The sequence below is a fragment of the Bradyrhizobium sp. HKCCYLRH1030 genome, assembly GCF_051168395.1.
Lineage (GTDB): Bacteria > Pseudomonadota > Alphaproteobacteria > Rhizobiales > Xanthobacteraceae > Bradyrhizobium.
Window position 1 is genome coordinate 192,025 of the sequence record NZ_JBNPUY010000002.1, and the last position, 26,959, is coordinate 218,983.

The window sequence follows — 26,959 nt, forward strand, 5'->3', positions numbered from 1 at the left end:
CGAAACACCGGAGCGGGGGTCATGGCCGCGCCCCGGAGTGCACCACTATTTGTCGAGCCAAGCGTCTCGGAAGCCGTCGTTGACGCCGATGCCGGTGGTGATCAGGTTCTTCACCTTGCACTTGGTGATGGTCGGGAACTGGAGCTCGAGCAGCCAGGCCACCGGCACGTCCTCAGCCAGGATCTTCTGCACCTTGTCATAGGCCTCCTTGCGTTTGGCGTCGGTCGGCGCCGTGGCGCCCTCCGCGAACAGCTTGTCGACCTCCGGGTTCGAATAGCCCTCGACATTGTTGAAGAGCTGGCCCTTGGCGATCGCCGAGGTGATGTAGTTGCGGGACACGCCGAGCGCGGGATCGCCGTACTGATACAGATAGGTGAAGGCGATGTCGTAGTCCCACTCCATGATCTTCTGGTTGCCGCCGGGCACGTCGGTCGCGATCGTCTCGATGTTCATGCCGACGTCCTGAAGGTTCTGCTTCACCGCCTCGCCCCAGCGCTGCCAGGTCTCGCCATAGGCGAGCGGCAGCATGCGAATCTTCTCGCCCTTGTAGCCGGCCTCCTTGAGCAGCGCCTTGGCCTTGGCCGGGTCGTACGGATATCTCGGCACGTCGTCGGAATAGAACTTGATGGTCGATGCCGAAGGTCCGGTTGCGACCTTGCCGAGGCCGTTCCAGATCACGTCCTTGGCGAAGTCGCGATCGATGGCATACATGATGGCCTGGCGCACCTTCTTGTTGGCCAGGATCGGGTGGCGGTTGTTGAGCCACATCCACGACAGCGGCGAGAAGAACTCCCAGCCGGCCCCGGTGACGCAGGCGCCCGACAGCTTGGAGACGCGCGGCACGTCGAAATTCTCGATCGAGCCGCCCGGCAGCACGTCGACCTTGCCGGTCTCGAAGGCAACCGCGCGCGCGGCGGCGTCGGGAATGATCTGCCAGTAGACCTCGTCGAGATAGGGCTTGCCCTTCTCATGGTAGTTCGGATTTTTCACCATCCGGATGAAGGATCCCTTCTGCCATTCCTTGAACATGAAGGGGCCGGTGCCAACAGGCGCGTTGTTGTTCGGATTGGTCTTGTAGTCGGTGCCTTCATACAGGTGCTTCGGCACCATCGGCATCGAGCCGACCTCGAAGATGCCGATGAAGGGACCGAACGGCTCCTTCAGCGTGAACACCACCGTGAGATCATCCGGCGCCTCGACCTTCTCGACAATTGCGAGGTTGTTGCGAGCGCGCGCATGCGTCTGCTTCAGCATGTCGATCGAGAACAGCACGTCGGCCGACGTGAACGGCTTGCCGTCGTGCCAGGTCACGCCCTTCTTGAGCTTGAAGGTGTAGACCTTGGCATCCGGGCTGATGGTCCAGCTCTCGGCGAGGCCGGGCAGCGGCTCCAGCTTGGGACTGTAGCGCAGCAGGCCTTCGAAGATGTTGCCGGACACCATCTGCGTCGGGCCGTTCTGGACCATCGCCAGCATCAGGCCGGGCGGCTCGGGCTGGATCACCGCGTTGACCACGCCGCCGATCTTCGGCTCCTCCGCTTGCGCCGCGGACAGTCCGCAGCCAATGACCACACCCAGCAGCACCCGTTTCAACATGATGAACTTCCCAAATGTCATTGCCGGCCGCGATGCATCAAGCGCGCCAAGGTGCGCGATATCGCCATGCAGCTTCTGATGTGATGCCTGCTCTGGGCGCATGGACTGTTGGATCGTCCGCGCGCAGCGCTGTAGAACGGCTCCAATACGACTGCGGGCAACGCTTTGGAAACGTCGCCAGGACCTGTGTCAGTCGCGCAATGCGTCCACGAACGACGCGGCATCACAGGTCGAGCCCCTGATGCAAAGGCTCACACGATCATAATCGCCGCCGCAAGATGAAACTCGCGACAGCGTTAGCCCAAAAATTGAACAGGGAAAATCAGCGCCGCAGACGGGCGATCGCGCCGGAAACGATCTGCATGATCACGCCGATGATCCAGCCGACCATGATCAGCGACGTCCAGACGATGTGCGGATCTTCGCGCAGGATGATGATGGCAACGGCGAAGAACGCCGTGAGGGTTGCGAGGAAGGTCCCGAAGGCGCTCAGAAATTCGGCCGTATCGATCTTCGCCTCCGGCGAGTTCTCCTCATGAGGATGAAAAGGCAGTTGCGGCGTGTCGATGCCGAGATAGAAGCCCAGTGCCCCAGAGAGCATCATCACGATCAGAAAGCCCTGTGTGGTCAGCAACGGAACGCTGGAGCCGACATGGGCCCCGACGAAGACGCCGCAGGCGGCGCCCGCCAGAGCCAGACCCGAGCGTTCGAGGATATGGGCAAACTTCCTGACGCGAAACCGCATGACCTGCCCCCAATGTCAGACCGCCACACGCATGCGGCGGATTCGGCGCCTGGATCCGTCCTAACGGCAAGACCGTCACCCAAACGTCAAATCTGAAGCTGCACTCGCGCGAAAATTTTAGCTACATTTCTTTTGACGCCAGCATTGCCCGAAAGGGAGGGTGAATGCTGGCGCCAAGAGAGACTAGGCGGCCTTGGTGAGGCCGGCATTGAGGTGGCTCAATCTCGGCATCACCTCCTGCTTCAACAGGCGCAGCGAGTTGTGCCAGGCTTCCGGCCTGTGCTTGTAGTCGAAGCCGAACACGCACAGGGTGCCGAAGCCGCCGACCTCATGCCAGATCTTCTCGATCTTCTCGGTCACCGTCGCCGGCGAGCCGACGATCCAGTTGCGCCTGGCGCAATAGTCCACCGTCACGTCGGAATCCGGCACGTCGGGTGAGTGCTTCAGATAGTCCTTGAAGCCGAAATGACCGAGCAGGGGCAGGAAGTACTCGCCCATCATCCGTCCCATCATGTCGCCGGAGGACAAACGCCAGGCTTCCTCGTCCGTATCGGCGACGAACACCTCGCGCACCAGCCGCCAATCGCTGCGGCTGGGCTTGCGACCGGACTTCGCGGCGCCGGCCTCGACCGAGTCCCAGTGCGACGACACATAGGCGGGGTTGAGGTTGAGGCTCATCGGGATGAAGCCACGCTCACCGGCGAGCTTCAGCGTATCGGAGTTCTTCGACAGGCCGGCGACGCCGATCGGCGGATGCGGCGCCTGCACCGGCTTGATGTGCGGCTTGAGGAAGTCGAACATCACGTCGGGCTTGGTCACCGTCCAGTACTTGCCCTTGTACGTCCATGGCGCGTCCTCGGACCACATCTTCAGGATGATCTCCAGCGCCTCGCGCGTCATCTCGCGGTTCTGGCCGCTCATGCCGTCGACGTTGAACATCGCCCAGTCGCTCGGCAGGCCGGATGCGGCAATGCCGAAATTGAGCCGGCCGTCGGAGAGGTGATCGAGCATCGCGACGCGATTGGCGAGCTCGGCCGGGTGATGATAGGGCAGCAGGAAGCCGCCCGGCCCGAGCCGGATGTTCTTGGTTTCACGGAAGGCCTGCGCCAGAATCAGGTCAGGCGCCGGATGCGGCTCCCAGGGCGCGGTGTGATGCTCGCCGATCCAGGCTTCCTGATAGCCGAGCTCGTCGAGCCACCGCAGGACCTGCAGATCCCATTCCTGCCCTTCCTTCAATCCGCACTCCGGCGGATGCGAGGGCATCGTGAAATATCCGATTTCCATGGCGCTTTCCTCTCGCGTTTGTATTGCGGCGCATCTTTGTGATGCGCTCATCGTCACGCGAGACGAAACACGACCAGACGAGTCGGCATCGCCGCACGTGGTCTGCGAAGTCTAGCACGTCATGAGACGCCGACAATCACCGACTGTTTGAGGGGCGAGCACACGTCAGCGCAGCTCGCGGCTATTTGAGGCCCGTCATGGGTGATGGAAAGCGACCGGGAGGTTTCTCCGACTGGAGTCGCTGCACGAGGTCCGGCGGCAGGTAAACCGTGGGCCGCGGCGGGGCAGGTGCGGCCGACTGCTCGCTGTTCGGGGCGGCGCCATCCACCGCGATGGTTCGAACCTTCGTTGCCGACGCAGCCGCGGCAGTTGCGGTCGCAGGCACGAGGCGGGTCGCGACATGCTCCCTGAGCAGTTCGGCATGGTCAGGAAACCACATCGAGCTCGGCTCCGCCATATTGGCGCGTTCGGCAAAGGCGCGGGACAGCCCCAGGTTCTGCAGCCGCTCCTCCTCGATCGCTATGGTCCGGCTGCGCTCGGCAGCGGTGATTCCGCGATAGGAGGGCTGATGGAAACCGAGCCGTGCATCTGACACGACGATGCGGTCCTTGCCGCCCAAGAAGACAATGGTGCAGGCCGACAGGCATTGCTTCTCGACCAGGGTCGACAATCCGCGCGCCTTGATCAGGTCGGACATCCGTTGCGCCTCGCGGATGCGGCCGCCGGCCGAATCGAGCCGCACCGTCTTGACCTCCGACATCGCGTTCAGGAAACCTTCGAGCTCCTTGGCCGTGCCGTACTTGATGCCACCGGTGAATTCCAGCATTTCGCCAGAGGCGAGGACCTTGAATTGGTGCGGTCCCAGAGAGCTGTCGCCGGCGACGATTTCGGCAATGCCTGCGATCCGCGGCAGGCCTTGCGTGAAGAAATGCCAAACCGAGATTCCGACGCCGAGCGCGACCATGATCTTCGCCAGGCCGCCCCACGCGCCGTTGTCGCCACCGCTATAGCGCGTCGACGAGCGCCAGATGCCAACGGTCTGCCAAAGCGTGAACAACAAGATGCAGAGCCATATCACGCACATCAGGACGAGCGCCGGCAGCGGCTGCGCATCGAATCCCTGCTGCGCGACCAGCGCGGTCACGACTTCGATCGCGAGCGTCGCAATCACCCCGAGCAGTGCTCCGTTGACCCAGTACGACACGGGCAAGGACAGCTCACCGCGCCAGTGCCGGGCAAGGTAGCTCCGCTGCGGGCTCAACGGCGCGGGCGAGAGCGGAGTTGACGGCTCGGCACTTACCCACCCGCGATCAACGCAATAGACGGCAGTGGTTGCGAACTGGTCGTACCAGCTGTCCCTTCGCATGTAGACTTGCCGCCATGCAGCGAGGCCGACGATCAGCAGCGGACAATACGATGCGAGCGTCACGCCAATGAGCAAGGATGCCGGCAACGCGGCGATGTCCAGGAATGATACCACGACCGACCAGATCAGCGCTGGACTCACGACCAAGAGCAGCAGGCCGTAACGCCGCCCGGCCGCGGCATTCGTCACTGCACTGCAATCGGCGCTCGCCAGACGAATACGACAAATCCTTCGGCCGGGCGTGCCGGCGGCCGTGTCGAATATGGCGCGCAGAACCAGCAACAGCGGCAGCAGGAAAATCCCGAGCGAGAGTCCTTTGACCGGAGTGCCCTCCGCATCGAGCATGCTGTCGACGTGGACTTCCTTGGTGAACGGACCGTCCCGCGTGACCTGCGCGACCCGCACCATGCGGGCAGAGGGCAGGCCGAACACGCTGTTTGTGCAATCGACGATCCGGTTGGGCTTGAGATCGGCGGGCACGGCGACCCCGGGCGGGATCGCGTCAAGCTTCCTGCAGCTGATGGCATAGATGCCGTCGGCAAACTGAACGCGGCCGTGGCTCAGCGGAAAAAGGACCAACGCGCAGACCTGCAGAATGGCCGCGATGGCCACCATGTCGATCAGCAACGCGCCAAGCCGGCGCCAGACTCCGGCGCGCTTGGAGGTGCTACTGAGATCCTGGTCTGTCGCTAACCGCTCGGCGAACATCGCTTGCCATGACCCGCCACACGCGGCACCGCCTTCGCACACTACCTGGAATTGACCGCCGGGGCAAGCGATCACACCGGGAAGCGAGCGGTCAGCGTGCGCCGAACGTCGTCTTGCCGAACAGCTCCTTCTGCGTCGACGGCTGCGAACGCCAATATTGCGGAGGTGCGGCGACTTGTCCGCCGAGCTCTGCTGCCGCGTGCCAGCCCCAGCGCGGGTCATAGAGCATGCCGCGGGCCAGCGCGACCATGTCGGCCTTGCCCGAGGCCACGATCTCCTCGGCCTGCTGCGCCTGCGTGATGAGACCGACCGCCATGGTGGGAAGCCCTGTCGCCTGCTTCACGGCCGCGGCGAACGGCACCTGATAGCCGGGTCCGAGCGTGATCTTCTGCAACGGCGACACGCCGCCCGAGGAGACGTCGATCCAATCGGCGCCGCGGCGCTTCAGCGCTTGCGCAAATATGATGGTCTGCTCGAGATCCCAGCCGCCCTCGACCCAGTCGGTGGCCGAGACACGCATGCCGACCGGCTTGTCCGCAGGAAAGACGGCGCGCACCGCATCGTAAACTTCGAGCGGAAAGCGCATGCGATTCTCCAGAGACCCGCCGTAGCTGTCGGTGCGCTGGTTGGCGATCGGCGACAGAAACTGATGCAACAGATAGCCATGCGCGCCGTGGAGCTCGATCGCGTCGATGCCGAGGCGCGCCGCCCGTTGCGATGCGGAAACGAACGCATCGCGGATGCGGGCCAGGCCCACGAGATCGAGCGCCGCCGGCGCGAGCTCGCCCTCCTTGTGCGGCAAGGCCGACGGCGCGACCGTCTGCCATCCGCCGTCCGCGAGCGGAATCTGCTGTCCGCCATGCCACGGCTTGTGGCTGGAGCCCTTGCGGCCGGCATGGGCGAGTTGCATCGCAACCGCAGCCTTCGCATGTTTGCGAACCGAGGCCAGGATCGGCTTCAGCGCGGCTTCCGTCACATCGTCCCACAACCCGAGACAGCCGAGAGTGATGCGCCCGATCGGCTCGACATGCGTCGCCTCGATGCAGAACATCGCCGCGCCCGACAGCGCCAGCGTGTTGACGTGGGTGAAGTGCCAGTCATTGGCCGCGCCATTCTCGGCCGAGTACTGGCACATCGGCGACACCATGATGCGGTTGGCGAGTTCGAGACTGCGCAGCTTGATCGGAGTGAACAGGGCGCTCATGCTGAGTTCCAGGTTGTGACGGTTGACGCGATGATCTGATGGCCGCGAGTGTCGATCATGGACGAGCCGCGGTCAACGCGAGCCGCCGCAGCGGTGTCGCAGCTCACTCCATCAGCGTGAACTGCAGCAGGAGCGTGCGCTGGATCATCGAGAAGTTGTCGTCGGACACCAGCGTCAGCACGGTCTCGCCCTCCGGCGTCACATGCGCATCGATGCCCTCGAGATTGTCGATCTCCTGGCCGAGATCGGCGGAGAAGATCGCCGGACCATCGACCAGCGCGCCCGGCGCAATCTGCGCCAGCGTCAGCCGGCGGATTCGAATGCCGACCCCGTTGAACAGCGAGAACTTGCGTTCGAGTACCAGAAGATCGCCCGACGGCAGCAGCACGGCATCGCTGACGTCGAAGTCGTTGCTGCGAACGATGCTGAACTGTCCCGCGGCCGGTCCGCCGATCAGGAAGGCCAGCAGATTGCCGTTCGGGTCCAGACCGCGCTCGGAGAGCGCGATCAGGGTGCCGGCGAGCGGCAGGCCCTTCGGCACGACCACCAACGCCTCCAGTCCCTTGTTGTGGGGCAGCCGCTTGGCGGCTGGCGGCAGCGGCACGATCTCGCCGCGCGCGCCGGTTCCACCCTTGGCGAAGTCGTAGCGCAAGAGCTGGTTGACGCGTTCGAGGCCGACATAGACGATGTCTCCATCGCGCGCGAGCGACTCGGAATCATACCAACCGCGATCGGTGATGGGACGTCCGTCCAGACCAAGCAGCGGCGCCGCTTCGACATCGGCGAGCCCCGCGATCTCGCGGCCGGAATAGGCAATGCGGCCAGTGAACCAGCCGCCCTTGTCGCTGACCGCGAGGAAGCGTTCACCCTTGGCATCGAGCCGGATGCCGGACAGGCCGCCAAAGCCGGGAAAGGACGAGGTCAGCGCCACGCCGCTGCGATATTGCAGCATCCCGAAGCGCAGATGCGTCCGATCGCGGAGGTCGAACGAGGGCAGCGGTCGCGCGTTGACCTCGATCTTGACCGCCGATGTGACGGAGTGCTCGTCAATGGTGACGCGTCTGCGAACCGGCGCCGGCGCAAGCTGCGCAACAGCCGTCCCGGACCATGCGAATGCCGACACTCCGCCGATGGTCAGCGCGAGAAAGCGCCTGCGGTCGGCAATCGCCTGCAGCGACATCGTTAGCGGAGCCCCCTCCCCCACCTCCTCCGAGCCGGAGGAGGCACGCAGCCGGCCGACGGCCGCTTACGAATGCAGCCTGCGCTTTTGCCCCGGCGCAGGCTGCGGCGCCGCGTGGGTCTCGGTGAACAATTCGGCGAGCTTCTCGGTGATGGCGCCACCGAGCTCCTCGGCATCGACGATGGTCACCGCGCGACGGTAGTAGCGCGTGACGTCGTGGCCGATGCCGATCGCGATCAGCTCGACCGGCGAGCGGGTCTCGATCTCCTCGATGATGTGGCGCAGATGCCGCTCGAGATAGTTACCGGGATTGACCGACAGCGTGGAGTCATCGACCGGCGCACCGTCCGAGATCATCATCAGGATCTTGCGCTGCTCGGCACGCCCGAGCAGGCGCTTGTGCGCCCAGTCGAGCGCCTCGCCGTCGATGTTCTCTTTCAGCAACCCCTCGCGCATCATCAGACCGAGATTCTTGCGCGCCCGCCGCCACGGCGCATCGGCCGATTTGTAGATGATGTGGCGGAGGTCGTTGAGGCGGCCGGGATTGGCCGGCTTGCCGGCGGCAAGCCACGCCTCGCGCGACTGTCCGCCCTTCCATGCCCGCGTCGTGAATCCGAGGATCTCGACCTTGACGCCGCAGCGCTCCAGCGTGCGCGCGAGAATGTCGGCGCAGGTCGCGGCCACCGTGATCGGCCGCCCACGCATCGAGCCGGAATTGTCGAGCAGCAGCGTCACCACGGTGTCGCGGAAGGTCGCTTCCTTCTCGCGCATGAATGACAACGGCTGATAGGGGTCGATGACGACGCGCGACAGCCGCGCCGGATCGAGGATGCCCTCCTCGAGATCGAACTCCCAGGCGCGGTTCTGCTGCGCCATCAGCCGGCGCTGCAGCCGGTTGGCGAGCCGCGCCACGATGCCCTGCAGATGCGCGAGCTGCTTGTCGAGATAGGAGCGCAACCGCTCCAGCTCGTCATGGTCGCACAGGTCTTCCGCGGCAATGACCTCGTCGAATTTCGGCGCGAAGGCGTGATATTCGGGGCCGCGCGGCTCGTTGGCGCCGCCGCGGTTCGGACGCGTCGCCTCGCCCGGCGTCTCGTCGTCGCCGAGTTCGCCGTCGTCGAGCGTGTCAGACGCCGAGGCCTGGGCCGCCTCCATCGCGCTCTCCGACATCTCGTCCGACGTCGTCTGCGCCTGGTCGGCGCTCATCTCCTGGGCAGCGTCGGAATCCGGCGAGCCCTCGGCGCCGGACTGCTCATTGTCGCCATCGCGATTGTCGTCGTTGTCCTCGTCCTCTTCCGAATCCGCGTTGCGCTCGTCGCCGAGATCCAGCGCCGAGAGCAGATCGTGAACCAAGTCGCCGAACTTGGCCTGGTCCTCGGTGAAACGGCCGAGTTCATCGAGGCGCTGGCCGATCCTGTCCTCCAGGAACGGACGCCAGAGATCGACCACCTTGCGCGCCGCGTTCGGCGGCGCCATGCCGGTCAGCCGCTCGCGCACCAGCATCGCCAGCGCATCCGACAGCGGTGCGTCGGCGCGGTCGGTGATCTCGTCATACTTGCCGCGATGGAAATGGTCGTCGAGCATCGCCGTGAGATTCTTGGCGACGCCGGCCATGCGTTTTGCACCGATCGCCTCGACACGCGCCTGCTCGACCGCCTCGAACACGCCACGCGCCTGCGGATTGCCCGGGATCAGCTTGCGATGGATCTTCGGATCATGGCAGGCGAGCTTCAGTGCGATCGAGTCGGCATGGCCGCGCACGACGGCGGCGTCGCGCTTGGTCATCTTGCGCGCCGGCTCCGGCAGCCGGGCCTTGCCCGGCGCGAGGCCGGGACGCTCGGCCGCGAAGGAGACTTCGAGCTCAGGCGCCCTGGCGATCGCGCGCAGGCACCCCGTGACCGACCTCTTGAAAGGTTCGGTCGGTGCTTCCTTGACGCCAGGACGGGGCTTGTTGCTCGGTGTGGTCATCTGATTCCTGCGGCTATCGTCCCGGCGAACGCCAGGCCCGATAACCACCGGCGTTCGTTTGTTCGCACTCGCTCTCCCGCATCACCCGACGAGAGAGGCCGCGGCGTATGGGTCCCGGCCCGAGGCCAGAACGACGCCGGTGTGTCAGCTCAGCGCCACGTTGATGGAGGATTCCGGCAGCTCCGCATTGAAGCAGCGCTGATAGAATTCCGCGACCAGCGGACGCTCGAGCTCGTCGCACTTGTTGAGGAACGTCACACGGAAGGCGAAGCCGATGTCACTGAAGATCTCGGCGTTCTCGGCCCAGGTGATCACCGTGCGCGGGCTCATCACCGTCGACAGATCGCCATTGGCGAAGGCGTTGCGCGTGAGGTCGGCGAGCCGCACCATCTTGTTGACGGTGTCGCGACCCTGCGGGTTCTGATAGTGCTTGGCCTTGGCCAGCACGATCTCGACCTCCTCGTCATGGGCGAGGTAGTTGAGCGTGGTGACGATCGACCAGCGATCCATCTGGCCCTGGTTGATCTGCTGGGTGCCGTGATAGAGGCCCGAAGTGTCGCCGAGCCCGATGGTGTTGGCGGTCGCGAACAGACGGAACGCCGGGTGCGGCTTGATGACCTTGTTCTGGTCGAGCAGGGTCAGGCGGCCCGACACTTCGAGCACGCGCTGGATCACGAACATCACGTCGGGGCGGCCGGCATCATATTCGTCGAACACCAGCGCGACGTTGTGCTGCAGCGCCCAGGGCAGGATGCCGTCGCGAAATTCGGTGACCTGCTTGCCGTCCTTCACCACGATCGCGTCCTTGCCGACGAGGTCGATGCGGCTGATATGGCTGTCGAGGTTGACGCGCACGCAGGGCCAGTTGAGTCGCGCCGCGACCTGCTCGATATGGGTCGACTTGCCCGTCCCATGGTAACCAGTCACCATCACGCGGCGGTTCTTGGCGAAGCCAGCCAGGATCGCAAGGGTGGTGGCGCGGTCGAAGCGGTAGTCGGCGTCGACTTCGGGAACATGCGGGTCGCTTGCGGAAAAGGCCGGCACCTCAAGGTCGCTGTCGATCCCGAACACCTGCCGCACCGACACCTTCATGTCGGGCACACCGGTCATCTCCTGCGCATTGGTCGTAGCGGCGGTCGTCATTCATCCTCCGAGGTCCCGGGCATTCCCGAAACCAGATTTCATGTTTGGCTGCGGTTGAAGGGCTTCGACGCCAGCCTAGCAGAGAGCACGCGCGGGCAGAAGCCTAAGCCTTGATCAAAGTTCCGTCGTTATATCATCGAGATAGGCATGAGTGGTCGTTTTCGAAAGGCTGCCCTGCGAATCGTGCCACCTTTCCGCCCACCGGCTCTTCCCAGGATCTCGACGTGGCACCCGGAGCCGGGGTTCCTACTTATGGAGGAGCTCCCCGCCCACCCTCTGCACCAACAGGAACCGCGTGGCCCATCTGCTCGATCCCCTCATTGCCTTCGTCTCAGCGCATGCGGGACTGGCTTATCTCACCCTGTTTCTGGCCGCCCTGCTGGAGGCGATCCCGATCGTGGGCTCGGTGGTTCCAGGCACGACCATCATCCTGGCGCTGAGCGCATTGATTCCGGGCGGCGAGCTGACCCTGCAATGGGTGCTGGCGGCGGCGATCCTGGGCGCGGTGCTGGGGGACGGCGGGGCGTTCTGGGTCGGCCATCGCAGGCAGCGCGAGATCTTGACGAGCTGGCCGTTCTCGAACTATCCGCGCCTGGTGGCGCAGAGCGAGGCCCTGTTCCACCGTTTCGGCACCCTGGCGATCTTCTTCGCCCGCTTTATCGCGCCGATCCGCGCCGTCGTACCGATCACGGCCGGCGCGCTCGACATCCCTCCGCCCCGCTTCTACGCCGTGAACATCCCTGCCATCGTGCTGTGGGCCTGCGCCCATGTCCTGCCCGGAGTGTTCGCCGTGCAGCTGTTGCACCGTTATGGCGGCATTCCGCATCATAGCCATATCGCCAAGTCCACCTGGATCATCGCGACTGTCGCGGGCACGATCGTGGTCTGGCTCGTGCTGTGGCTCGTGCGGAAGCGACGCGAAACTCAGCTGGCGGCCGGCACGGCGGAATAGGCGGACGGCGGTCGCTAGAGCGTCTCCAGGGTAGCGCCGCGCCCCGGGATGGGTCCGGTGTAGCGGGCGCGCGGCCGGATCAGGCGGCCGAACTGCAGCTGCTCGCAGGCATGGGCGATCCAGCCGACGCAGCGCGCCATCGCGAACAGCGCCAGCTCGCTTCCCGCGGGCAGCCGCAGGCTGTGAACCAGCACGGCCAGCGCGTAATCGATGTTCACGAATTCACCGGTCGCTTCCGCGATCCGCTCGGGCACCTCGCGGGTGAATTTGCGCGGCGCACCGGCGCGCGTCAGCGCCTCCAGGAGCGAGATGGCGCGAGGGTCGCCGTGCTTGTAAACGCCGTGGCCGAAGCCGGCGAAGCGCTCGCCGAGCGCCACCCGCTCGCGGATCAGCGGCGCGACATCGCGATCGATGAGTGCCTTCACCAGCTGCGACGCCAGGACGCCGGCGCCGCCGTGCTGCGGTCCCTTGAGCGCCGCAAGACCCGCGATGACGGCATCGTAGAGGCTGAGGCCCGTCGACGCCGCACAGCGGACGGTGAAGGTCGACGCGTTCAGCTCATGATCGGCCAGCAGCACCAGGGTGCGACGGATCAGGTCCGGCGCATGTTCATGTCCGGGCGCCCAGCTCCGCGCGACCTGAACATGGAGCGGATCGGCTGACGCTGGCTGGTTCAACATGGTTGCGACCACAAGCCGAACGATGCGCGCGCCGACCAGCGCCCGACCGTCGGGAGCGCGGTTGAAAGCCGCGGGATCAGCATGTGTCGCCAGCGCCAGTACCGCGATGGCGCGGTCGATCGGCGCCGCGCGCCGCGCAGCATCGGCGATGAAACCCATCTCCTCCGACACGGCCGGAAGGTTGCCTGGCGCAAACGGATCGAGCGCGGTCACGTCCCACAGCAGCGTCGCAGCATGCTCCAGCGTGCCGCGCACGGCCAGGTCGACGCAATTGACGCCGCGATAGATCGGACCGGCTTCGGTGATCGTCGACACGGCGGAATCGAACACGGGGAGGTCCGCATCGAAGCTGCGGAAGGCGCGCGGCTCGGGGGCCGGTGCGCGCCTTTCCTTCAGGGCTCGGATGTCCTCGGCGCGATAGCGGTTGCTGCGCGAATTCGGAGACGGCTCGGAGCGGACCAGTCCGCGGCTGACATAGGCGTAGAGGGTGGCCGGCGAGATCGCGAGCTCCGCCGAAGCTTCACGGGCAGATAGGTAAAGGCCGCTGTCTTTTTTCATATTGATCAGCTTAATCAAGATTGATCAAGTTGTCGACTGGGCGGATCTTGTCAGCGTGATCATTCTCGAAGGAGACCCGCCATGACCATCCAGCTCGGCAAGACCCCGATCGGCCTCGACGGCATCGCCGCCGCCGAGACCGTGCTCAGCCACGTCGACGGCCAGCAGGGGGAGCTCATCATCGCCGGAGCGCGTGTGGCCGATCTCGCCGCCGCCAGCGGCTTCGAGGGCGTGACCGCCCGGCTATGGAGCGCGGCGACGAAGCGCACCGTCGGCGAGGCCGAGGTCCGCGCCAGCCTTGGCCGTGCCCGCGAGCGTGCCTTTGCCCGGCTGCCCGAGCTGCTCGCCGCGACCTCCGGCCTGTCGATCATCGACGGCTTCCGCGCCGCCGTCGCGGCGCTGCGGTCCGAACCCGGGCTCGACGACGAAGCCACGATCGTCGGCGCCTGCCCGGTGATCGCCGGCGCCCTGGTCCAGCGCGCCCAGGGAGCGAGGCCGATCGCGCCCGACCCAGACGCCGGTCACGCGGCAGACACGTTGCGGATGGTCCGCGGCGACACGCCCGAGAGCGGCGAGGTGGCGGCGCTGGACACGTATCTCGTCACCGTCAGCGATCACGGCATGAACGCCTCGACCTTCGCCGCGCGCGTCGTCGCCTCGACCCAGGCCGACCTGTTCGCGTCAGTCACCGCCGGCTATTGCGCGCTCACCGGCCCGCTGCATGGCGGCGCGCCGGAGCCGGTGCTGGAAATGCTCAACGCGATCGGCACGCGCGACAACATCAGGCCGTGGGTCGACGCGGCGCTCGGCCGTGGCGAGCGGCTGATGGGGTTCGGGCATCGGATCTATCGCGTGCGCGATCCGCGGGCCGACGTGCTCAAGAGCGCGATCGAGCGGCTGGCGGGCAGCGGGGCCGACCTGCCGTTTGCGAGCGAGGTGGAGGCCTACATCCGCCAAGCGCTGCGGCGGAAGAATCCGGAGCGCGTGCTCGACACCAATGTCGAGTTCTTCACCGCCATCCTGCTCGATGCGCTGCAGATTCCGCGCCAGGCGTTCACGCCGATCTTCGCGGTGGCGCGTGCCGCCGGCTGGACGGCGCATGCCCGCGAGCAACAGCGCACCGGGCGGTTGATCCGGCCGAGCTCGGCCTATATCGGGCCGAAGCCCTGATACCTTCAACGCGACGTGCGGCAGCCTCGCGCGCTGCCGCGCATCAGCCCTTCACCACCGTCTTCAGGTAGTTGTAGGCCTTGATGATCTCGATCAGGCGATCCTCGGTGGAGCGGTCGCCGCCATTGGCATCGGGATGGTGCTGCTTCACCAGCGCCTTGTACTTGACCTTGACATCCTCGAGCGTCGCGTCGGGACCGAGGCCCATCACCTGCAGCGCCTTGCGCTCGGCGTTGAAGACCTTGCGCGTCTCGGCCTTGGGGGCCGAGCGGGGATCCGGACGCCAACTGCCGCGGCCGTTGATCTCGGCGAATACGCTGAACGGATCGGCGGCATCGCCGAGATCGCCCTCGGCGCTGCCGGTGCCGCGCTTGGCCGACGTGTTGGCACCCATCTTCCAGGTCGGGCGGTGTCCGGTCAGCGCATCCTTCTGATAGCGCGCGACCGCTTCGGCGTTCATCCCCGAGAAGAAATTGTAGGACTGGTTGTACTCGCGCACGTGATCGAGACAGAAGTGCCAATACTCGCGCGCGTTCTCGCGTCCCTTGGGCGCGCGATGCGAGCCCTTGTTCTTGCAGTCCGGCCACTGACAGGGCTGGGCCTCCTCGCGCACCACCGGCTGCCGCGCAGCCTGTTTCTTGGGCTTGATGCGGATGGAGTCGAAGAATTTGTTTGAATCGATCGGCATGGCGGACTTTGACTACGCAACGCGAAAAGCTTCAAGTCTTGACATTGCGAATACCTCAGGCGGGGACCGCCGATTGACGAAAAATAATTTGATGCGTATTTCCAGAGACCATGCGGACCCGAGATGCTATCATCGATAAGTTGCGCGAAGCTTTCTCGCCCGAAAGCCTCGATGTTCAAGACGAATCACATCTGCATGAAGGCCATATGGGCCATCAGCCGAGCGGTGAGACCCATTTCCGCGTGTATATTGTGTCGCAGGCCTTCGCCGGCAAGAGCCGTGTCGATCGCCACCGCCTGATCAACGCCGCATTGGCAGCGGAACTTGCCGGCTCGGTGCACGCGCTCGCGCTGCATGCGAAGGCGCCGGGCGAGGCTTGATCCCCAATTAGAACGCCGTGCCCGCACGGCGCGGCCGCGCCTCCTCGGTTTCGCCGCGCGGCACCGGTACGATACGCAGCGCGGTGATGCGATTGCGCTCCCGGCGCAGCACGCGAAAGCGGAAGCCGTGGAACGTGAAGCTCTGGCCGCGCTCGGGGATCGAACGCGCCTCGTGAATGACGAGACCGGCAACTGTCGTTGCTTCCTCATCGGGCAGCGTCCAGTCCATCGCGCGATTGAGATCGCGGATCGGCACTGAGCCATCGACGACGACGGACCCGTCCGGCTGCAGGCGCACACCCGCGACCTGCACATCTTGCTCGTCGGAGATGTCGCCGACGATCTCCTCCAGAATATCCTCCAGCGTGACGATGCCTTCGACCTCGCCATACTCGTCGACCACGAGCGCGAAATGCGTCTTGCGCCGGCGGAACGCCTTCAGCTGTTCCGATACGGACCGCATCTCCGGTACGAACCACGGCGGGAGCGCCAGTGAAGCAACGTCGATGTGCGACACATCGCCCTCGGCGGCGCGAATCGCACGCAGCAGGTCCTTCGCATGCAGCACGCCGATGATGTTCTCTGGCGTGCCGCGCCACAGCGGGATGCGTGTGTACTCGGTGGCGAGCACCTCGCGCACCAGTTCCTCCTGCGGCAGGTCCGCATTCACCATCACCATTTCGGTGCGGTGGACCATCACGTCCGACACCTGCAATTCGCGCAGATCGAGTAGGCCGCCGAGCATGTCGCGGTCCTGCTTCTCGACCTTGCCTTCATGATGCAACAGATCGACGGCACCGCGCAGGCGTTCGGTCGGCGACAGGATCGGCTGATTGGCCCCGACCTTGAAGCCGATCAGCCGCATCAGCCCGCGCACGATCGCCTCGATCACGGCAAGCACCGGACCGAGCACGAACACAGTCGCGCGCATCGGCCTGGCGACCGCGAGCGAGACGCGATCCGGCGCATTGATCGCGATCGTCTTCGGCAGCACCTCGGCAAAGATCACGACCAGCGCGGTCATCACGCCGGTCGCGTAGAGCACGCCGACCTCACCGAACCAGGCGGTAAAAATACCGGTCGCCAGCGCGGAGGCGCCGATATTGGCGATGTTGTTGCCGAGCAGCAGGGCCCCGATCAGCCGTTCGCGCATGTCGAACAGGCTCGACACCACATCGGCATCGCGATTGCCCTGCTTCGACAGCCGCAGCATCGAGGCGCGGGAGGCACCGGTCAGCGCGGTCTCGCTCAGCGCAAAGAAGGCCGAGGCGGCGAGGAGGAGGATGACGACGGAGAGTGTGAACCAGTCCATGACGCCGATGTCGCTCTGTAGGGAGGCCGCCGATGATCCGTTGGCACTGCTCAATACGGCGTAAAGCCCGGGATCAGCCTCTGCTGCGCAATTTGGCCTGGAGAAAGTCGCGGACGCGCGCCGGATCGACGTCCTTCGCGATGACGGCGCGGCCGATGGCTTCCATCAGGATGAAGGTGAGCTTGCCGCGCTTGACCTTCTTGTCCTGCGCCATCAAGGCCAAGAGCCGATCGGCGTCGCCGATCCCCTCCTGGGCGAAGCCGGCGATGTCCTGCAGATGGGTCGGCAGACCGACCGCGGCAAGGTGACGCTCGATCCTGACGACGTCGTCGGGCGGCAGCATGCCGAGTTCGGCCGAGAACTGCGCCGCCAGCACCATGCCGACCGCGACGCCCTCGCCGTGGAACAGCCGGTCGGAGAAGCCGGTCACGGCCTCCAGCGCATGGCCGAAGGTGTGGCCGAGATTGAGCAGCGCCCGGTCGCCGGTCTCGCGCTCGTCGCGGGCGACGATCGCCGCCTTGGCGCGACAGGAGGTCGCGACCGCGTGCTCACGCGCCGAACCGCCCTTGACGATGTCGGCATGGTTGGCCTCGAGCCAGGCGAAGAAGCTGGCATCGCCGAGCAGGCCGTATTTTGCGACCTCGGCATAGCCGGCGCGGAACTGGCGCGGCGACAGGGTGTCGAGCACGGCCGTGTCGGCGATCACCAGCACCGGTTGGTGGAAGGCGCCGAGCAGGTTCTTGCCCTGGGGCGAATTGATGCCGGTCTTGCCGCCGACGGAGGAATCGACCTGCGCCAGCAGCGAGGTCGGCACCTGCACGAAATCGACGCCGCGGCGCAGGATGGCGGCCGCGAAGCCGGCGAGATCCCCGACCACCCCGCCGCCGAGCGCGATGACGAGATCGTTGCGCTCGATCCTGGCAGCGATCAGCGCCTCGCTGACCTTCTCCAGGCCGGCATAGGTCTTGGAGCCCTCGCCCTCATCGACCACGATCGTGGACGCCGGGATGCCCGCCTCCGCCAGGATCGCCTCGGCCGGCTTCAGCCAATGCGCGGCCACGGTACGGTCGGTGACGATGGCGGTGCGCACGCCGGGCCGCAGCGCCGCGATCCGCTGGCCGAGTGAAGCCAGCACGCCGCGGCCGATGACGATGTCATAGGCGCGCTCGCCGAGCGCGACGTCGACGATGATCGGATCGGAATGCTTCAGTGGTGCTGTCATCGGAGCGCGCCCATCGCCTGCGGAGGATCGGGTTGAACTGGATCGGGTTGTGGTCCGGCCGGCCCCGCCTCGGTCTCCGGTGGCGAGAAGAACGCCTGCAGCGCCTCCATGCAGTCCTCGACAACGCGATCATGCGGCACATCGCGCGAGCAGATCGTGAGATCGGCAAGCTGGTAGACCGGCTCGCGCTCGACGAGCAGGCGAGCGACCGTGCCTTCCGGATCGGCGGTCTGCAGCAGCGGCCGGTCGGCCCGCCGCCGGACGCGGCGCATGATCACGTCGGCATCGGCCTTGAGCCACACCGAGACCGCCTTCTCCTGGATGCGCCGCCGCGTCTCCTCGCGCATGAAGGCGCCGCCACCGGTTGCCAGCACCGCCGGACCATTTTCGAGCAGGCGGGCGATCACCCTGGCCTCGCCGTTGCGGAAATAGTCCTCGCCGCGCGACTCGAAGATTTCCGGTATGGTCATGCCGGCCGCGGTCTCGATCTCGGTGTCCGCATCGACGAAGGGCAGCCGCAACCGCGCCGCGAGCCGCCGGCCCACGGTCGACTTGCCGACACCCATCATGCCGACCAGCACGATCAGCCGCTTGCCGAGGCCTGCGAGAATCGCGGCCTCCGGAGCGGCTGGGCTGGGTGCGGGTTGCGTCGTGTCGGTCATCTCCAGGCTTCTAACCCAGCCCCTGCTGCTTTCAAAGGCATCCTGTTCCGTCCCCCGAGCCAAGGCGAGCTGCCCAGTCTGCCCGACGGGCTTGCAAGGCCGATGCGAACATGTTGGATGAAACCGTTCCCCTTCTGGTAGCCTGCGCGACCGACATGCCCAGCCTGTTCCGCTTCCTGACCGTCATCGCCGTCATCGTCGGCGTGGTCTATGGCGCGATCTACGCGCTGGCGAATTTCGTCAATCCGAAGCCGCGCGAGATGACGGTGACGATCCCGCCGGACAGGTTCCAGAAGAGATGAGCGGCGGCGCTGCGACGAACCGAAAAGCCACAGGGCATTGATTAAGAATTTTGCGGTTGTCTGAGGCGGCCGGGCGCCGCGATATCGGCCAGATTTGCAGTCACCGCTCGCCGTGCCGGCACGAATACCTCGTAGTGATTCGATCGCCTCGGACGCAGCGGATTTCACGACATGAAGGTCAAGGCCTCCGACGCCGGGCTGATGAGCCTGTTCCTCGACATGATGGCCGCCGAGCAGGGCGCCGGTCAGAACACGCTGGACGCCTATCGCCGCGACCTCACCGATCTCTCCGAATTTCTCGGCGGCAAGGCCAACGGCTTCGCCACGGCCGACACCCAGGCCTTGCGCGACTATCTCGCCGATCTCGACACCAGGGGTTTCAAATCCTCCAGCGTGGCGCGGCGGCTGTCGGCGATGCGGCACCTGTTTCGCTTCCTGCTGAGCGAGCGCATCCGCAGCGACGATCCCGCTGCCATCCTGTCGGGCCCGAAACGCGGCCGGCCGCTGCCCAAGGTGCTGTCGATCGGCGATGTCGACCGGATGCTGACCCGCGCCAAGGAGCTGAGCGAGGGCGCGGACGCTTCGCCGGCGCAGCGGCTGCGCGCGCTTCGCCTGTATTGCCTGCTCGAGGTGCTCTACGCGACCGGCCTGCGCGTCTCCGAGCTGGTGGCGCTGCCGCGCACCGCGGCGCGCAACGACGCCCGCATGATCGTGGTGCGCGGCAAGGGCAACAAGGAGCGGCTGGTGCCGCTGAACCAGGCCTCGCGCCAGGCGATGGCCGACTATCTCGCCGCCCTGGATGCGCTGAAGCCCGAGAAGAAGGCCAGTGCGACATTCGGCAAATGGCTGTTTCCGTCGTTCGGCGAGAGCGGCCACCTCACCCGCCAGCACTTCGCCCGCGACCTCAAGGAGCTCGCGGTGGCGAGCGGCCTGCCGGCCCGGCTGGTGTCGCCGCACGTGCTGCGCCACGCCTTCGCCAGCCATCTGCTGCACAACGGCGCCGACCTGCGCATCGTCCAGACCCTGCTCGGCCACACCGACATCTCGACCACCCAGATCTACACCCACGTGGTCGAGGAGCGGCTCAAGAGCCTGGTGCGCGACCTGCACCCGCTGGCCGAGACCTGACCTCGCTTCACACCTTCCCGAAACCAAATCCGCCGGCGTGACGCCCGGCCGGCTTGACTTCGCGCCCGTCTGCCCCGAAAGAGCGCCATCCTGCCCGCGATCCCGGCGCGATGCCTGGAGGCTGGGCACCGATCGTACCCTAAGCTCCTGAAGTCCTTCGGCTTCGGGTCGAAGGCCGAACCGATTCCGTCTCCCAGCGCTCTTCCTTCAGCTCTTCCATGCCGGATCCCATGCGCAGCTACCTCGATTTCGAAAAGCCCGTTGCCGAGCTCGATTCCAAGGTCGATGAACTCCGGGCGATGGCCGCCTCCGGCACCGACATCGGCGAGGAGGTCAGCCGGATCGAGGAGAAGGCCGGCCAGGCGCTGGCCGAGCTCTACGCCAACCTGACGCCCTGGCAGAAGACGATGGTCGCGCGCCACCCGCAGCGGCCGCATTTCACCGATTTCGTCAGCGGGCTGATCACCGAGTTCACGCCGCTGGCCGGCGACCGCAAGTTCGGCGAGGACGCCGCCTTGCTGGGCGGCTTCGGCCGCTTCCGCGGCGAGCCGATCTGCGTGATGGGCCAGGAGAAGGGCGCCACCACCGAGTCCCGCCTCAAGCACAATTTCGGCATGGCCCGCCCGGAAGGCTACCGCAAGGCGGTCCGGCTGATGGAGATGGCCGAGCGGTTCGGCATCCCGGTGCTGTCGCTGGTCGATTCCGCCGGCGCCTATCCCGGCCTCGGCGCCGAGGAGCGCGGCCAGGCCGAGGCCATCGCCCGCTCCACCGACGCCTGCCTGTCGCTCGGCGTGCCGAATGTCGCGATCATCACTGGCGAGGGCGGGTCGGGTGGCGCCATCGCCCTGACCACCGCCAACCGGGTGCTGATGCTGGAGCACGCGATCTACAGCGTGATCTCGCCGGAAGCCGCCTCCTCGATCCTGTGGCGCGACGGCACCAAGGCGCAGGAAGCCGCCAACAACATGAAGATCACCGCCCAGGACATGCTCCGCTTCCACGTGGTCGACACGGTCATCAAGGAGCCGGTCGGCGGCGCCCACCGCGACCCGGCGGCGATGATCGCCGCCACCGGCGAGGCGATCGCCCAGGCGTTCGACGAGCTGAAGGGCCTCGACGCCGACGCGATCCGCAAGCAGCGCCGGCAGAAGTTCATGGACATCGGCCGCAAGCTCGGCTGACCGGGCTGGAGCCGAGCTCCCGGCGCTCGCGGTTTTGTGAGTCTTTCCAGCCGTTTGGCCGCATTTCGGCCCCGCCGGCGGGGTCTGCTGTTTAGGAGTTGTTGACCAAAGCGGCCGGGGCCTTTCGGCATCGCCGGAGCGCGGGTTGCGAGGCTTGGGGTCAAAGGCTACAATTTTAATCAATGGTTTGACGGCATGACGCAGGGTCGACCCGTGATTTATCCAGCTTTCGGGCCGATCGCGTGAGATGAGACTGGGGTGTTGCGGCATGCCGGGTTTGCGGGGAGCTTTGCTTTGATCAACCGCGCTTTCGTCCGGGTTCTGATGACCTCGGCGGTGTTGGCCGCCGGCGCGCTGCTGACGGGTTGCAACAGCGATCAGGTCGCGCTCGCCACCAACGCCAAGGCCAACCAGCCTGTGCCGCCGAAGCTCGTCGCGACGATGGGCGAGAAGGACATGGATCTGCAGTCGCCGATCCTGGTCCGCGTGTTCAAGCAGGAAGCCGAGCTCGAGGTCTGGAAGCAGGACCGCTCGGGCAAGTTCGCGCTGCTCAAGACCTATCCGATCTGCCGCTGGTCCGGCGATCTCGGACCGAAGGTGCGCGAGGGCGACCGCCAGGCGCCGGAGGGCTTCTACTCGATCAATCCGAGCCAGATGAACCCGCAATCGGCCTACTATCTGTCCTTCAACACCGGCTATCCGAACGCGTTCGACAAGGCGCTCGGCCGCACCGGCTCGCAGCTGATGGTGCATGGCGACTGCTCCTCGCGCGGCTGCTTCGCGATGACCGACGAGCAGATCGCCGAGATCTATGCGCTCGGGCGCGAGTCCTTCTTCGGCGGCCAGCGCGCCTTCCAGTTCCAGGCCTATCCGTTCCGGATGACGCCTGTGAACATGGCCAGGCACCGCAACAATCCGAACATGCCGTTCTGGCGCATGATCAAGGAAGGCTACGACCATTTCGAAGTCACCCGGCAGGAGCCGAAGGTCGACTTCTGCGAGAAGAAGTACGTCTTCGACGCCCAGAAGCCGCCGGGCGCGACGCATGATCCGGTGTTCGACGCCTCCGCCAAGTGCCCGGCCTACGTCGTGCCGGACGAGATCACCGCCGCCGTGCGCGACAAGCAGCAGGCGGACGAGGCGGAATATGCCAAGCTCGTCGCCAAGGGCACGCCGGTCGCCAAGCTCAACACCGGCATCGATGGCGGCATGAATCCGATCTTCGCCAGCCGCGTGCCGGGCGCCTCCACCGGCCTGTCCGATGCCGGCGAAGCGCCGGGCCTGTCGCTCGCCAATTTCACGCCGGCGCCAGGCACGATCCCCGGTCATGTCAACCCGCCGCGCGCGCCCGGCGCCGACGAGGTCGCCGCGGTGCCGGCCAGTGCGGCCCCGGCTCCCGCAGCGGCGCCCTCCACCCGGGTGGCAGCCGTCAGTGCGCCGGAGAAGCCGAGCTTCATGTCGAGCCTCGCCCGCAAGGTCGGGATCGGCGGCAATGCCGCGGCCGACACCAAGGCTGCGACCGCGAAGCCCGAGAGCAAGACCGTGGAGGCCAGGTCCTCGGAGATCAAGCCCGCCGAGATCAAGCCTGCGCCCAAGCCGGTCGCGGCGAAGCCCGCCGAGACCCGGCAGGCCGCCGCGCGGCCGCCGTTCAAGCCCGCCGCCGGCGACGCGCCCGCCACCACGGCCTCGGCCCCCGCGCAGACCCAGACCGCGCTGGTCTCCGGCGCCGTGCCAGTGCTGCAGTCGAACTCGTTCGACAGCCGGTTCGCAGGATTCAAATAGTAAGCCGTCCATCGAGCGCCGCTTTTTTTGCGAGACATCGAGTCCGCCGGACGCTAGCCGCGCGCTCGGGTGCCACCCTCCCCTGGAGGGGGAGGGTCGATCGCACGCGAAGCGGGCGAGCGGGGTGGGGTGAGCTCTCCACGCATGCTTTTGCGCGCGGAGACATCACCCCACCCCGCCTCACGTTTCGCTTCGCTCCTCGTGAGGCGACCCTCCCCCTCCAGGGGAGGGTGAGCATCGCTTGCGCAGCACCATCATCGTCAACAAACTCACGTTGCATTTCTGGATATGCGCGTTTGTCCTCGCGGCGCTCTGCGCGTCCGAGTGATGCATCGATCTCACCCTCTTCCGAAGCGAGGGTGCAGGGAAGGCCGGACCTCGACTGAGGCCCGTGGCCCGCCTGCGAAAAAATGCAGGCGGCAGGTACCACAGGTCCAGCCGGACGACCCGGCCCTCCCTGCGCGATAGTTTTAACGGCTGCTTCGCGATCTCCCTGGGGACCGGGCTGTGTTGCCCCCATCACCGGCGAGATGCGCGGGGCATCAACAGCCGGCTTGACCTCAGCATCGGGAGGTCAGGACCACGCGACTTGACCGTGCGAGCCGATGTTGTTCGTCCGCGCGAATGATCACGCTGCAAACCGGCCCGCCCATCACATCCCGCACTCCACGCTTCGTGACGACCGCGCAGCGCCCCTCGTGGATGAGGCGGGACGGACGGAATAAATCACGAAATTCCGAAATTTGGAAGCGGCATATTTTTACTGATGGGACTGGACAGCCCAAATCAGCTTGAACGCGCGGGCAAATTCAGTTTTTCCGCGCAGCGCGTTTCTCATCGTTGGGAGGCATGGACCCGCCGGCCGCACGCGGGATGCAGAACCGAATCGCCCGACGGGCAGAGGCGCCAGCGTCGGCGCCCAAGCCTTCATGGCCGGGCCGGCCGGTTGACGGCTGGAATATCATGTCATATTAAAAGTTACATGAGACCCAACAGCCAGTTGTCCGGCATCCTGCACGTCCTGCTCCACATGGCGGAGCACGACGGTCCGGTCACGTCCGAGGCCCTCGCAGCGATGATGCAGACCAATCCGGTCGTGATCCGCAGAATCATGGCGGGCCTCCGGGACAGCGGCTATGTGCGCTCCGAGAAAGGCCATGGCGGCGGCTGGACGCTCGCCTGCGATCTGGCGACCGTCACCCTGCGCGACGTCTACGATTCACTCGGGCGCCCATCGCTGTTCGCCATCGGCCATCGGAGCGAGACTCCCGACTGCCTCGTCGAGCAGGCGGTCAATGCGGCGCTCGACACCTCCATCCGGGCCGCCGAGACCTTGCTGCTGTCCCGTCTCGGCGCCATCACGCTGGCGGCGCTGAGCGCTGATTTCCACGACCGCCTCGAACGACGCAAGCGACCTCGCAAAGGAGACATTTGTCATGCCGGCTGACATTGCCGACGGCGCTCAGCAGTTCATCCGCGCGTTTTCCGATCCCGAATTCGTCGCGCGCTACACGGATGGTCCACGTCGCTTCGTGCCCGGTCTCGACGGGCTGCACCGGATGACGGCGGTCCTGCTGGCCGAGCGGGCGCCCGAACATGCGAGGGTGCTCGTGCTGGGCGCGGGCGGCGGGCTCGAGCTCAACGCGTTGGCGGAAGCGCAACCATCGTGGACCTTCGTCGGCGTCGATCCGGCGCCGCAGATGCTGCGACTCGCCGAACGCACGCTCGGCGCGCGGACGAGCCGGGTCGAACTGATCGAGGGCACCATCGACGATGCGCCGGCCGGCCCGTTTGACGCGGCGACATGCCTGCTGACGCTGCACTTTCTGGCAGCATCGGAACGGTTGCGGACAGTCCGCGCCGTGCACGACCGGCTCCACCCTGGAGCGCCTTTCGTGGTGGCCCATAGCTGCCTGCCCAACGAGCCCGTCGAGAGATCGCTGTGGCTGGATCGGTACGCGGCCTATGCCGTTGCGTCCGGCACAGACCCCGAGCAGGCCAGGACGATGCGCGCGACCGTCGATGCCAGCGTCAACATGCTGAGCCCAGGGGAGGATGAAGCCATCCTGCGTGACGGCGGCTTTCGCGATGCCCGTCCATTCTTCACAGCGCTGACCTGGCATGGCTGGATCGGCCACGCCTGAACCGCCGCCGAGCATCACACCGATGCGCCCTGAACGATCGCGATCAGGGCCTGCTAATTAGTTGCCCGGCCTGCGCCGGCATCCACGCATGTCCCTCCCCGCGGCCCCCGAAGAGGTGGATGACGCGGCTTGCGGACAGGCTTCGCGCCGGAGCCGTGCCACGTCTCAGCCTGCGTGATGTCGCGCACGGAGCGCCGGGACGCGATCTGCGACAAACGGCGCGTCACCCGAGGCGAGGTGACGCAACCGAGAGGAGCAGGTCATGAGCTTTTGGGATGATATCGGAGATGCCGTCAGTTCCGCCGTGGACGACGTGAAGGACGTCGCGAAGGATGTGGCGGGTGCGGTCGGCGGTGCGGCGGGCGCCGTGGTCGATACGGTCGAGCACGTCGCCGGCGATGCGGCCCATGCCGTGGGCAGCGTGGTGCATGGCATCGGCGCGCTCGGCGGCGAGGCCATCCATACCGTGGGCGGCGTACTCGGCGCGATCGGGCACGGTGCCGAGGCTATCGGCGGCGGCCTGCTTCACACCGTAGGCGACGTCGCGTCGACCGTGGTCCATGTCGGCGGCGACGTCCTCCATACCGGGATCAACGTCGCCGGCGACGTGGCGTCCGGGGTCGGCCACCTGGTACATGGCGACATCGACGGCGTCATCAACGACGTCAAGCATATCGGCGGCGACATCGTCGACGGCGGGCTCAAGGTCGGTGGCGACGTGGCGCATGGCGCCCTCGACGTCGCCGGCGACCTCGCACACACCGCGGTCGGCCTCGGCGAGGCCGGGCTGGAGGCGGCCGGCGCAGTCGGCCACGGCGCGCTCGGCATGGCCGGCACCATCGTCGGAACGGCCGGCGAGGTCGGCATGGACGCGCTCGACGCTGCAGGCGCCGTGGTGAAGGGCGGCTTCGACGCCGGCGTAGCGGTGGCCGACGGCGCCATCGGCGTGGTCACCGACACGGCGTCGGCGGCGGGCCACCTGATCGGCGGACCGATCGGCGAGGCGATCTCCGGCATCGCCCACGGCGCCGATGCGGTCGGCACCGGCATCGTCGATGGCGTCGGCCATTTCGTCGGCGAGGGTCTCAACGGGCTGGCACAGACCGCCGGCGAGTTGAGCCACTCTCTGGGGCAGCAGCTCGACGCGATCGGCCACGACCTGGGCTCGCTGGTCAACGACCTCAGCCATGGCGATCTCGGCGCGGCGATCGGCGACGTCTTCAAGCTGGCCCAGGACGGCCTGCGCAGCGACGGCAGCATCCAGATCGCTCATGCGGGACAGGACGGCGGCAGCCATGGCGGGTTCTGGGACTCGATCGCGCAGGCGATCCATCAGTCCGCCGACAACGTCCAGGGCAGTCAGGGCCCCGGCTTCCCCGGCCCGTTGCACGGCGAGGGCTCGTCGCACAACCCGATCATCGTCGACAATTTCGGCGACCATGGCCATGCGGGCAACACCGGCATCGTACCGCCGAATTTCGACCACGCGCCGGTGGCCGTGCACGACGCGCCGCACGCCGACTACAGCCACATCGTCCAGATGGACGACGCGCATCACTTCGCGATGCATGGCTGAGGCAACGCCGCTCGGCCGGCAGGCATCCCGC

Annotated in this window: 23 protein-coding genes; 10 read left to right on the forward strand and 13 right to left on the reverse strand. The window is 66.3% G+C overall.

Annotated features, from left to right (window positions below; genetic code table 11):
- Positions 1–45: 45 nt before the first annotated feature.
- The 8 genes from ACQR1E_RS06295 to cobS all read right to left on the reverse strand — a co-directional run bounded on the left by ACQR1E_RS06295 (position 46) and on the right by cobS (position 11,191).
- The gene (locus tag ACQR1E_RS06295) at positions 46–1,593 is read right to left on the reverse strand and encodes an ABC transporter substrate-binding protein (RefSeq protein ID WP_316186613.1); all 1,548 of its coding nucleotides are present in this window, start codon (positions 1,591–1,593) and stop codon (positions 46–48) included.
- 322 nt (positions 1,594–1,915) lie between these two features.
- A complete protein-coding gene (locus ACQR1E_RS06300; protein ID WP_315715425.1) occupies positions 1,916–2,338 on the reverse strand; it encodes a hypothetical protein in 423 nt (140 codons plus the stop codon).
- Between the two features lie 183 nt (positions 2,339–2,521).
- Positions 2,522–3,622, reverse strand: a complete 1,101-nt coding sequence (locus ACQR1E_RS06305; protein WP_315715235.1) for an LLM class flavin-dependent oxidoreductase — start codon at positions 3,620–3,622, stop codon at positions 2,522–2,524.
- A gap of 181 nt (positions 3,623–3,803) precedes the next feature.
- A complete protein-coding gene (locus ACQR1E_RS06310; protein WP_434896821.1) occupies positions 3,804–5,696 on the reverse strand; it encodes an RDD family protein in 1,893 nt (630 codons plus the stop codon).
- Positions 5,697–5,787: 91 nt separating this feature from the next.
- Entirely contained in the window at positions 5,788–6,900 is a 1,113-nt protein-coding gene (locus ACQR1E_RS06315; RefSeq protein ID WP_434896822.1) for an NADH:flavin oxidoreductase/NADH oxidase, read from the reverse strand.
- 103 nt (positions 6,901–7,003) lie between these two features.
- The gene (locus ACQR1E_RS06320; protein ID WP_434896823.1) at positions 7,004–8,080 is read right to left on the reverse strand and encodes an esterase-like activity of phytase family protein; all 1,077 of its coding nucleotides are present in this window, start codon (positions 8,078–8,080) and stop codon (positions 7,004–7,006) included.
- A gap of 66 nt (positions 8,081–8,146) precedes the next feature.
- Entirely contained in the window at positions 8,147–10,048 is a 1,902-nt protein-coding gene (gene cobT, locus ACQR1E_RS06325) for a cobaltochelatase subunit CobT (protein WP_315715232.1), read from the reverse strand.
- 144 nt (positions 10,049–10,192) lie between these two features.
- A complete protein-coding gene (cobS, locus tag ACQR1E_RS06330; protein WP_315715231.1) occupies positions 10,193–11,191 on the reverse strand; it encodes a cobaltochelatase subunit CobS in 999 nt (332 codons plus the stop codon).
- 295 nt (positions 11,192–11,486) lie between these two features.
- Here cobS and ACQR1E_RS06335 point away from each other — a divergent pair, with 295 nt between their 5' ends.
- Positions 11,487–12,143 (forward strand): DedA family protein, encoded by a 657-nt coding sequence (locus tag ACQR1E_RS06335; RefSeq protein WP_315752305.1) that lies wholly within the window; start codon positions 11,487–11,489, stop codon positions 12,141–12,143.
- A gap of 14 nt (positions 12,144–12,157) precedes the next feature.
- On the opposite strand, the gene ACQR1E_RS06340 is transcribed toward ACQR1E_RS06335, so the two are convergent.
- Positions 12,158–13,381 carry a citrate synthase family protein gene (locus ACQR1E_RS06340; protein WP_315715229.1) on the reverse strand — a complete coding sequence of 408 codons (1,224 nt, stop codon included), beginning with the start codon at positions 13,379–13,381 and terminating at the stop codon, positions 12,158–12,160.
- An 81-nt stretch (positions 13,382–13,462) separates the two neighbouring features.
- Between ACQR1E_RS06340 and ACQR1E_RS06345 the strand changes: the two genes are divergently transcribed.
- The gene (locus ACQR1E_RS06345; RefSeq protein WP_316183739.1) at positions 13,463–14,551 is read left to right on the forward strand and encodes a citrate synthase/methylcitrate synthase; all 1,089 of its coding nucleotides are present in this window, start codon (positions 13,463–13,465) and stop codon (positions 14,549–14,551) included.
- Positions 14,552–14,594: 43 nt separating this feature from the next.
- Here ACQR1E_RS06345 and ACQR1E_RS06350 read toward each other — a convergent pair whose 3' ends face one another.
- Positions 14,595–15,239 carry a J domain-containing protein gene (locus tag ACQR1E_RS06350; RefSeq protein ID WP_315715227.1) on the reverse strand — a complete coding sequence of 215 codons (645 nt, stop codon included), beginning with the start codon at positions 15,237–15,239 and terminating at the stop codon, positions 14,595–14,597.
- A gap of 110 nt (positions 15,240–15,349) precedes the next feature.
- On the opposite strand from ACQR1E_RS06350, the gene ACQR1E_RS06355 reads away from it, so the two are divergent.
- The gene (locus tag ACQR1E_RS06355; RefSeq protein ID WP_316183738.1) at positions 15,350–15,619 is read left to right on the forward strand and encodes a BolA family protein; all 270 of its coding nucleotides are present in this window, start codon (positions 15,350–15,352) and stop codon (positions 15,617–15,619) included.
- A gap of 7 nt (positions 15,620–15,626) precedes the next feature.
- Here the strand turns inward: ACQR1E_RS06355 and ACQR1E_RS06360 are convergent, their stop codons facing one another.
- The 3 genes from ACQR1E_RS06360 to ACQR1E_RS06370 all read right to left on the reverse strand — a co-directional run bounded on the left by ACQR1E_RS06360 (position 15,627) and on the right by ACQR1E_RS06370 (position 18,815).
- Positions 15,627–16,931: an HlyC/CorC family transporter gene (locus ACQR1E_RS06360; RefSeq protein ID WP_315715225.1), complete on the reverse strand. Its 1,305-nt coding sequence runs from the start codon at positions 16,929–16,931 to the stop codon at positions 15,627–15,629.
- A 73-nt stretch (positions 16,932–17,004) separates the two neighbouring features.
- Positions 17,005–18,153 carry a 3-dehydroquinate synthase gene (gene aroB / locus ACQR1E_RS06365; protein ID WP_434896824.1) on the reverse strand — a complete coding sequence of 383 codons (1,149 nt, stop codon included), beginning with the start codon at positions 18,151–18,153 and terminating at the stop codon, positions 17,005–17,007.
- On the reverse strand, positions 18,150–18,815 hold the full coding sequence (locus ACQR1E_RS06370) for a shikimate kinase (RefSeq protein ID WP_315715223.1): 666 nt from the start codon (positions 18,813–18,815) through the stop codon (positions 18,150–18,152). Before ACQR1E_RS06370 ends, aroB begins: the two co-directional genes overlap by 4 nt.
- Before the next feature lie 155 nt (positions 18,816–18,970).
- Here ACQR1E_RS06370 and ACQR1E_RS06375 point away from each other — a divergent pair, with 155 nt between their 5' ends.
- The 7 genes from ACQR1E_RS06375 to ACQR1E_RS06405 all read left to right on the forward strand — a co-directional run bounded on the left by ACQR1E_RS06375 (position 18,971) and on the right by ACQR1E_RS06405 (position 26,928).
- The gene (locus ACQR1E_RS06375; RefSeq protein WP_315715424.1) at positions 18,971–19,117 is read left to right on the forward strand and encodes a histidine kinase; all 147 of its coding nucleotides are present in this window, start codon (positions 18,971–18,973) and stop codon (positions 19,115–19,117) included.
- A gap of 171 nt (positions 19,118–19,288) precedes the next feature.
- Positions 19,289–20,245, forward strand: coding sequence for a site-specific tyrosine recombinase XerD (gene xerD, locus ACQR1E_RS06380; protein ID WP_315715222.1), 957 nt, complete (start codon positions 19,289–19,291; stop codon positions 20,243–20,245).
- Positions 20,246–20,463: 218 nt separating this feature from the next.
- Positions 20,464–21,426, forward strand: a complete 963-nt coding sequence (locus ACQR1E_RS06385; RefSeq protein WP_316166246.1) for an acetyl-CoA carboxylase carboxyltransferase subunit alpha — start codon at positions 20,464–20,466, stop codon at positions 21,424–21,426.
- 294 nt (positions 21,427–21,720) lie between these two features.
- Positions 21,721–23,208: a L,D-transpeptidase family protein gene (locus tag ACQR1E_RS06390; protein WP_434896825.1), complete on the forward strand. Its 1,488-nt coding sequence runs from the start codon at positions 21,721–21,723 to the stop codon at positions 23,206–23,208.
- 982 nt (positions 23,209–24,190) lie between these two features.
- Positions 24,191–24,655: an Rrf2 family transcriptional regulator gene (locus ACQR1E_RS06395; RefSeq protein WP_315735202.1), complete on the forward strand. Its 465-nt coding sequence runs from the start codon at positions 24,191–24,193 to the stop codon at positions 24,653–24,655.
- Positions 24,645–25,352: a class I SAM-dependent methyltransferase gene (locus tag ACQR1E_RS06400; protein ID WP_315715217.1), complete on the forward strand. Its 708-nt coding sequence runs from the start codon at positions 24,645–24,647 to the stop codon at positions 25,350–25,352. The genes ACQR1E_RS06395 and ACQR1E_RS06400 overlap by 11 nt, the downstream gene beginning before the upstream one ends.
- 262 nt (positions 25,353–25,614) lie before the next feature.
- Positions 25,615–26,928 carry a hypothetical protein gene (locus ACQR1E_RS06405; RefSeq protein ID WP_316170986.1) on the forward strand — a complete coding sequence of 438 codons (1,314 nt, stop codon included), beginning with the start codon at positions 25,615–25,617 and terminating at the stop codon, positions 26,926–26,928.
- Positions 26,929–26,959: the final 31 nt, after the last annotated feature.

Excerpts from the sequence above, each read along its gene's own strand:
- ACQR1E_RS06360 (WP_315715225.1), bottom strand. The coding sequence starts at position 16,931 with ATGGACTGGTTCACACTCTCCGTCGTCATCCTCCTCCTCGCCGCCTCG.
- ACQR1E_RS06400 (WP_315715217.1), top strand. The coding sequence starts at position 24,645 with ATGCCGGCTGACATTGCCGACGGCGCTCAGCAGTTCATCCGCGCGTTT.
- xerD (WP_315715222.1), top strand. The coding sequence starts at position 19,289 with ATGAAGGTCAAGGCCTCCGACGCCGGGCTGATGAGCCTGTTCCTCGAC.
- ACQR1E_RS06405 (WP_316170986.1), top strand. The coding sequence starts at position 25,615 with ATGAGCTTTTGGGATGATATCGGAGATGCCGTCAGTTCCGCCGTGGAC.
- ACQR1E_RS06355 (WP_316183738.1), top strand. The coding sequence starts at position 15,350 with ATGCGGACCCGAGATGCTATCATCGATAAGTTGCGCGAAGCTTTCTCG.
- ACQR1E_RS06305 (WP_315715235.1), bottom strand. The coding sequence starts at position 3,622 with ATGGAAATCGGATATTTCACGATGCCCTCGCATCCGCCGGAGTGCGGA.
- ACQR1E_RS06385 (WP_316166246.1), top strand. The coding sequence starts at position 20,464 with ATGCCGGATCCCATGCGCAGCTACCTCGATTTCGAAAAGCCCGTTGCC.
- aroB (WP_434896824.1), bottom strand. The coding sequence starts at position 18,153 with ATGACAGCACCACTGAAGCATTCCGATCCGATCATCGTCGACGTCGCG.
- ACQR1E_RS06375 (WP_315715424.1), top strand. The coding sequence starts at position 18,971 with ATGCCCAGCCTGTTCCGCTTCCTGACCGTCATCGCCGTCATCGTCGGC.
- cobS (WP_315715231.1), bottom strand. The coding sequence starts at position 11,191 with ATGACGACCGCCGCTACGACCAATGCGCAGGAGATGACCGGTGTGCCC.
- ACQR1E_RS06300 (WP_315715425.1), bottom strand. The coding sequence starts at position 2,338 with ATGCGGTTTCGCGTCAGGAAGTTTGCCCATATCCTCGAACGCTCGGGT.
- ACQR1E_RS06310 (WP_434896821.1), bottom strand. The coding sequence starts at position 5,696 with ATGTTCGCCGAGCGGTTAGCGACAGACCAGGATCTCAGTAGCACCTCC.
- ACQR1E_RS06370 (WP_315715223.1), bottom strand. The coding sequence starts at position 18,815 with ATGACCGACACGACGCAACCCGCACCCAGCCCAGCCGCTCCGGAGGCC.
- cobT (WP_315715232.1), bottom strand. The coding sequence starts at position 10,048 with ATGACCACACCGAGCAACAAGCCCCGTCCTGGCGTCAAGGAAGCACCG.
- ACQR1E_RS06395 (WP_315735202.1), top strand. The coding sequence starts at position 24,191 with ATGAGACCCAACAGCCAGTTGTCCGGCATCCTGCACGTCCTGCTCCAC.
- ACQR1E_RS06350 (WP_315715227.1), bottom strand. The coding sequence starts at position 15,239 with ATGCCGATCGATTCAAACAAATTCTTCGACTCCATCCGCATCAAGCCC.
- ACQR1E_RS06320 (WP_434896823.1), bottom strand. The coding sequence starts at position 8,080 with ATGTCGCTGCAGGCGATTGCCGACCGCAGGCGCTTTCTCGCGCTGACC.
- ACQR1E_RS06295 (WP_316186613.1), bottom strand. The coding sequence starts at position 1,593 with ATGTTGAAACGGGTGCTGCTGGGTGTGGTCATTGGCTGCGGACTGTCC.
- ACQR1E_RS06315 (WP_434896822.1), bottom strand. The coding sequence starts at position 6,900 with ATGAGCGCCCTGTTCACTCCGATCAAGCTGCGCAGTCTCGAACTCGCC.
- ACQR1E_RS06340 (WP_315715229.1), bottom strand. The coding sequence starts at position 13,381 with ATGAAAAAAGACAGCGGCCTTTACCTATCTGCCCGTGAAGCTTCGGCG.
- ACQR1E_RS06345 (WP_316183739.1), top strand. The coding sequence starts at position 13,463 with ATGACCATCCAGCTCGGCAAGACCCCGATCGGCCTCGACGGCATCGCC.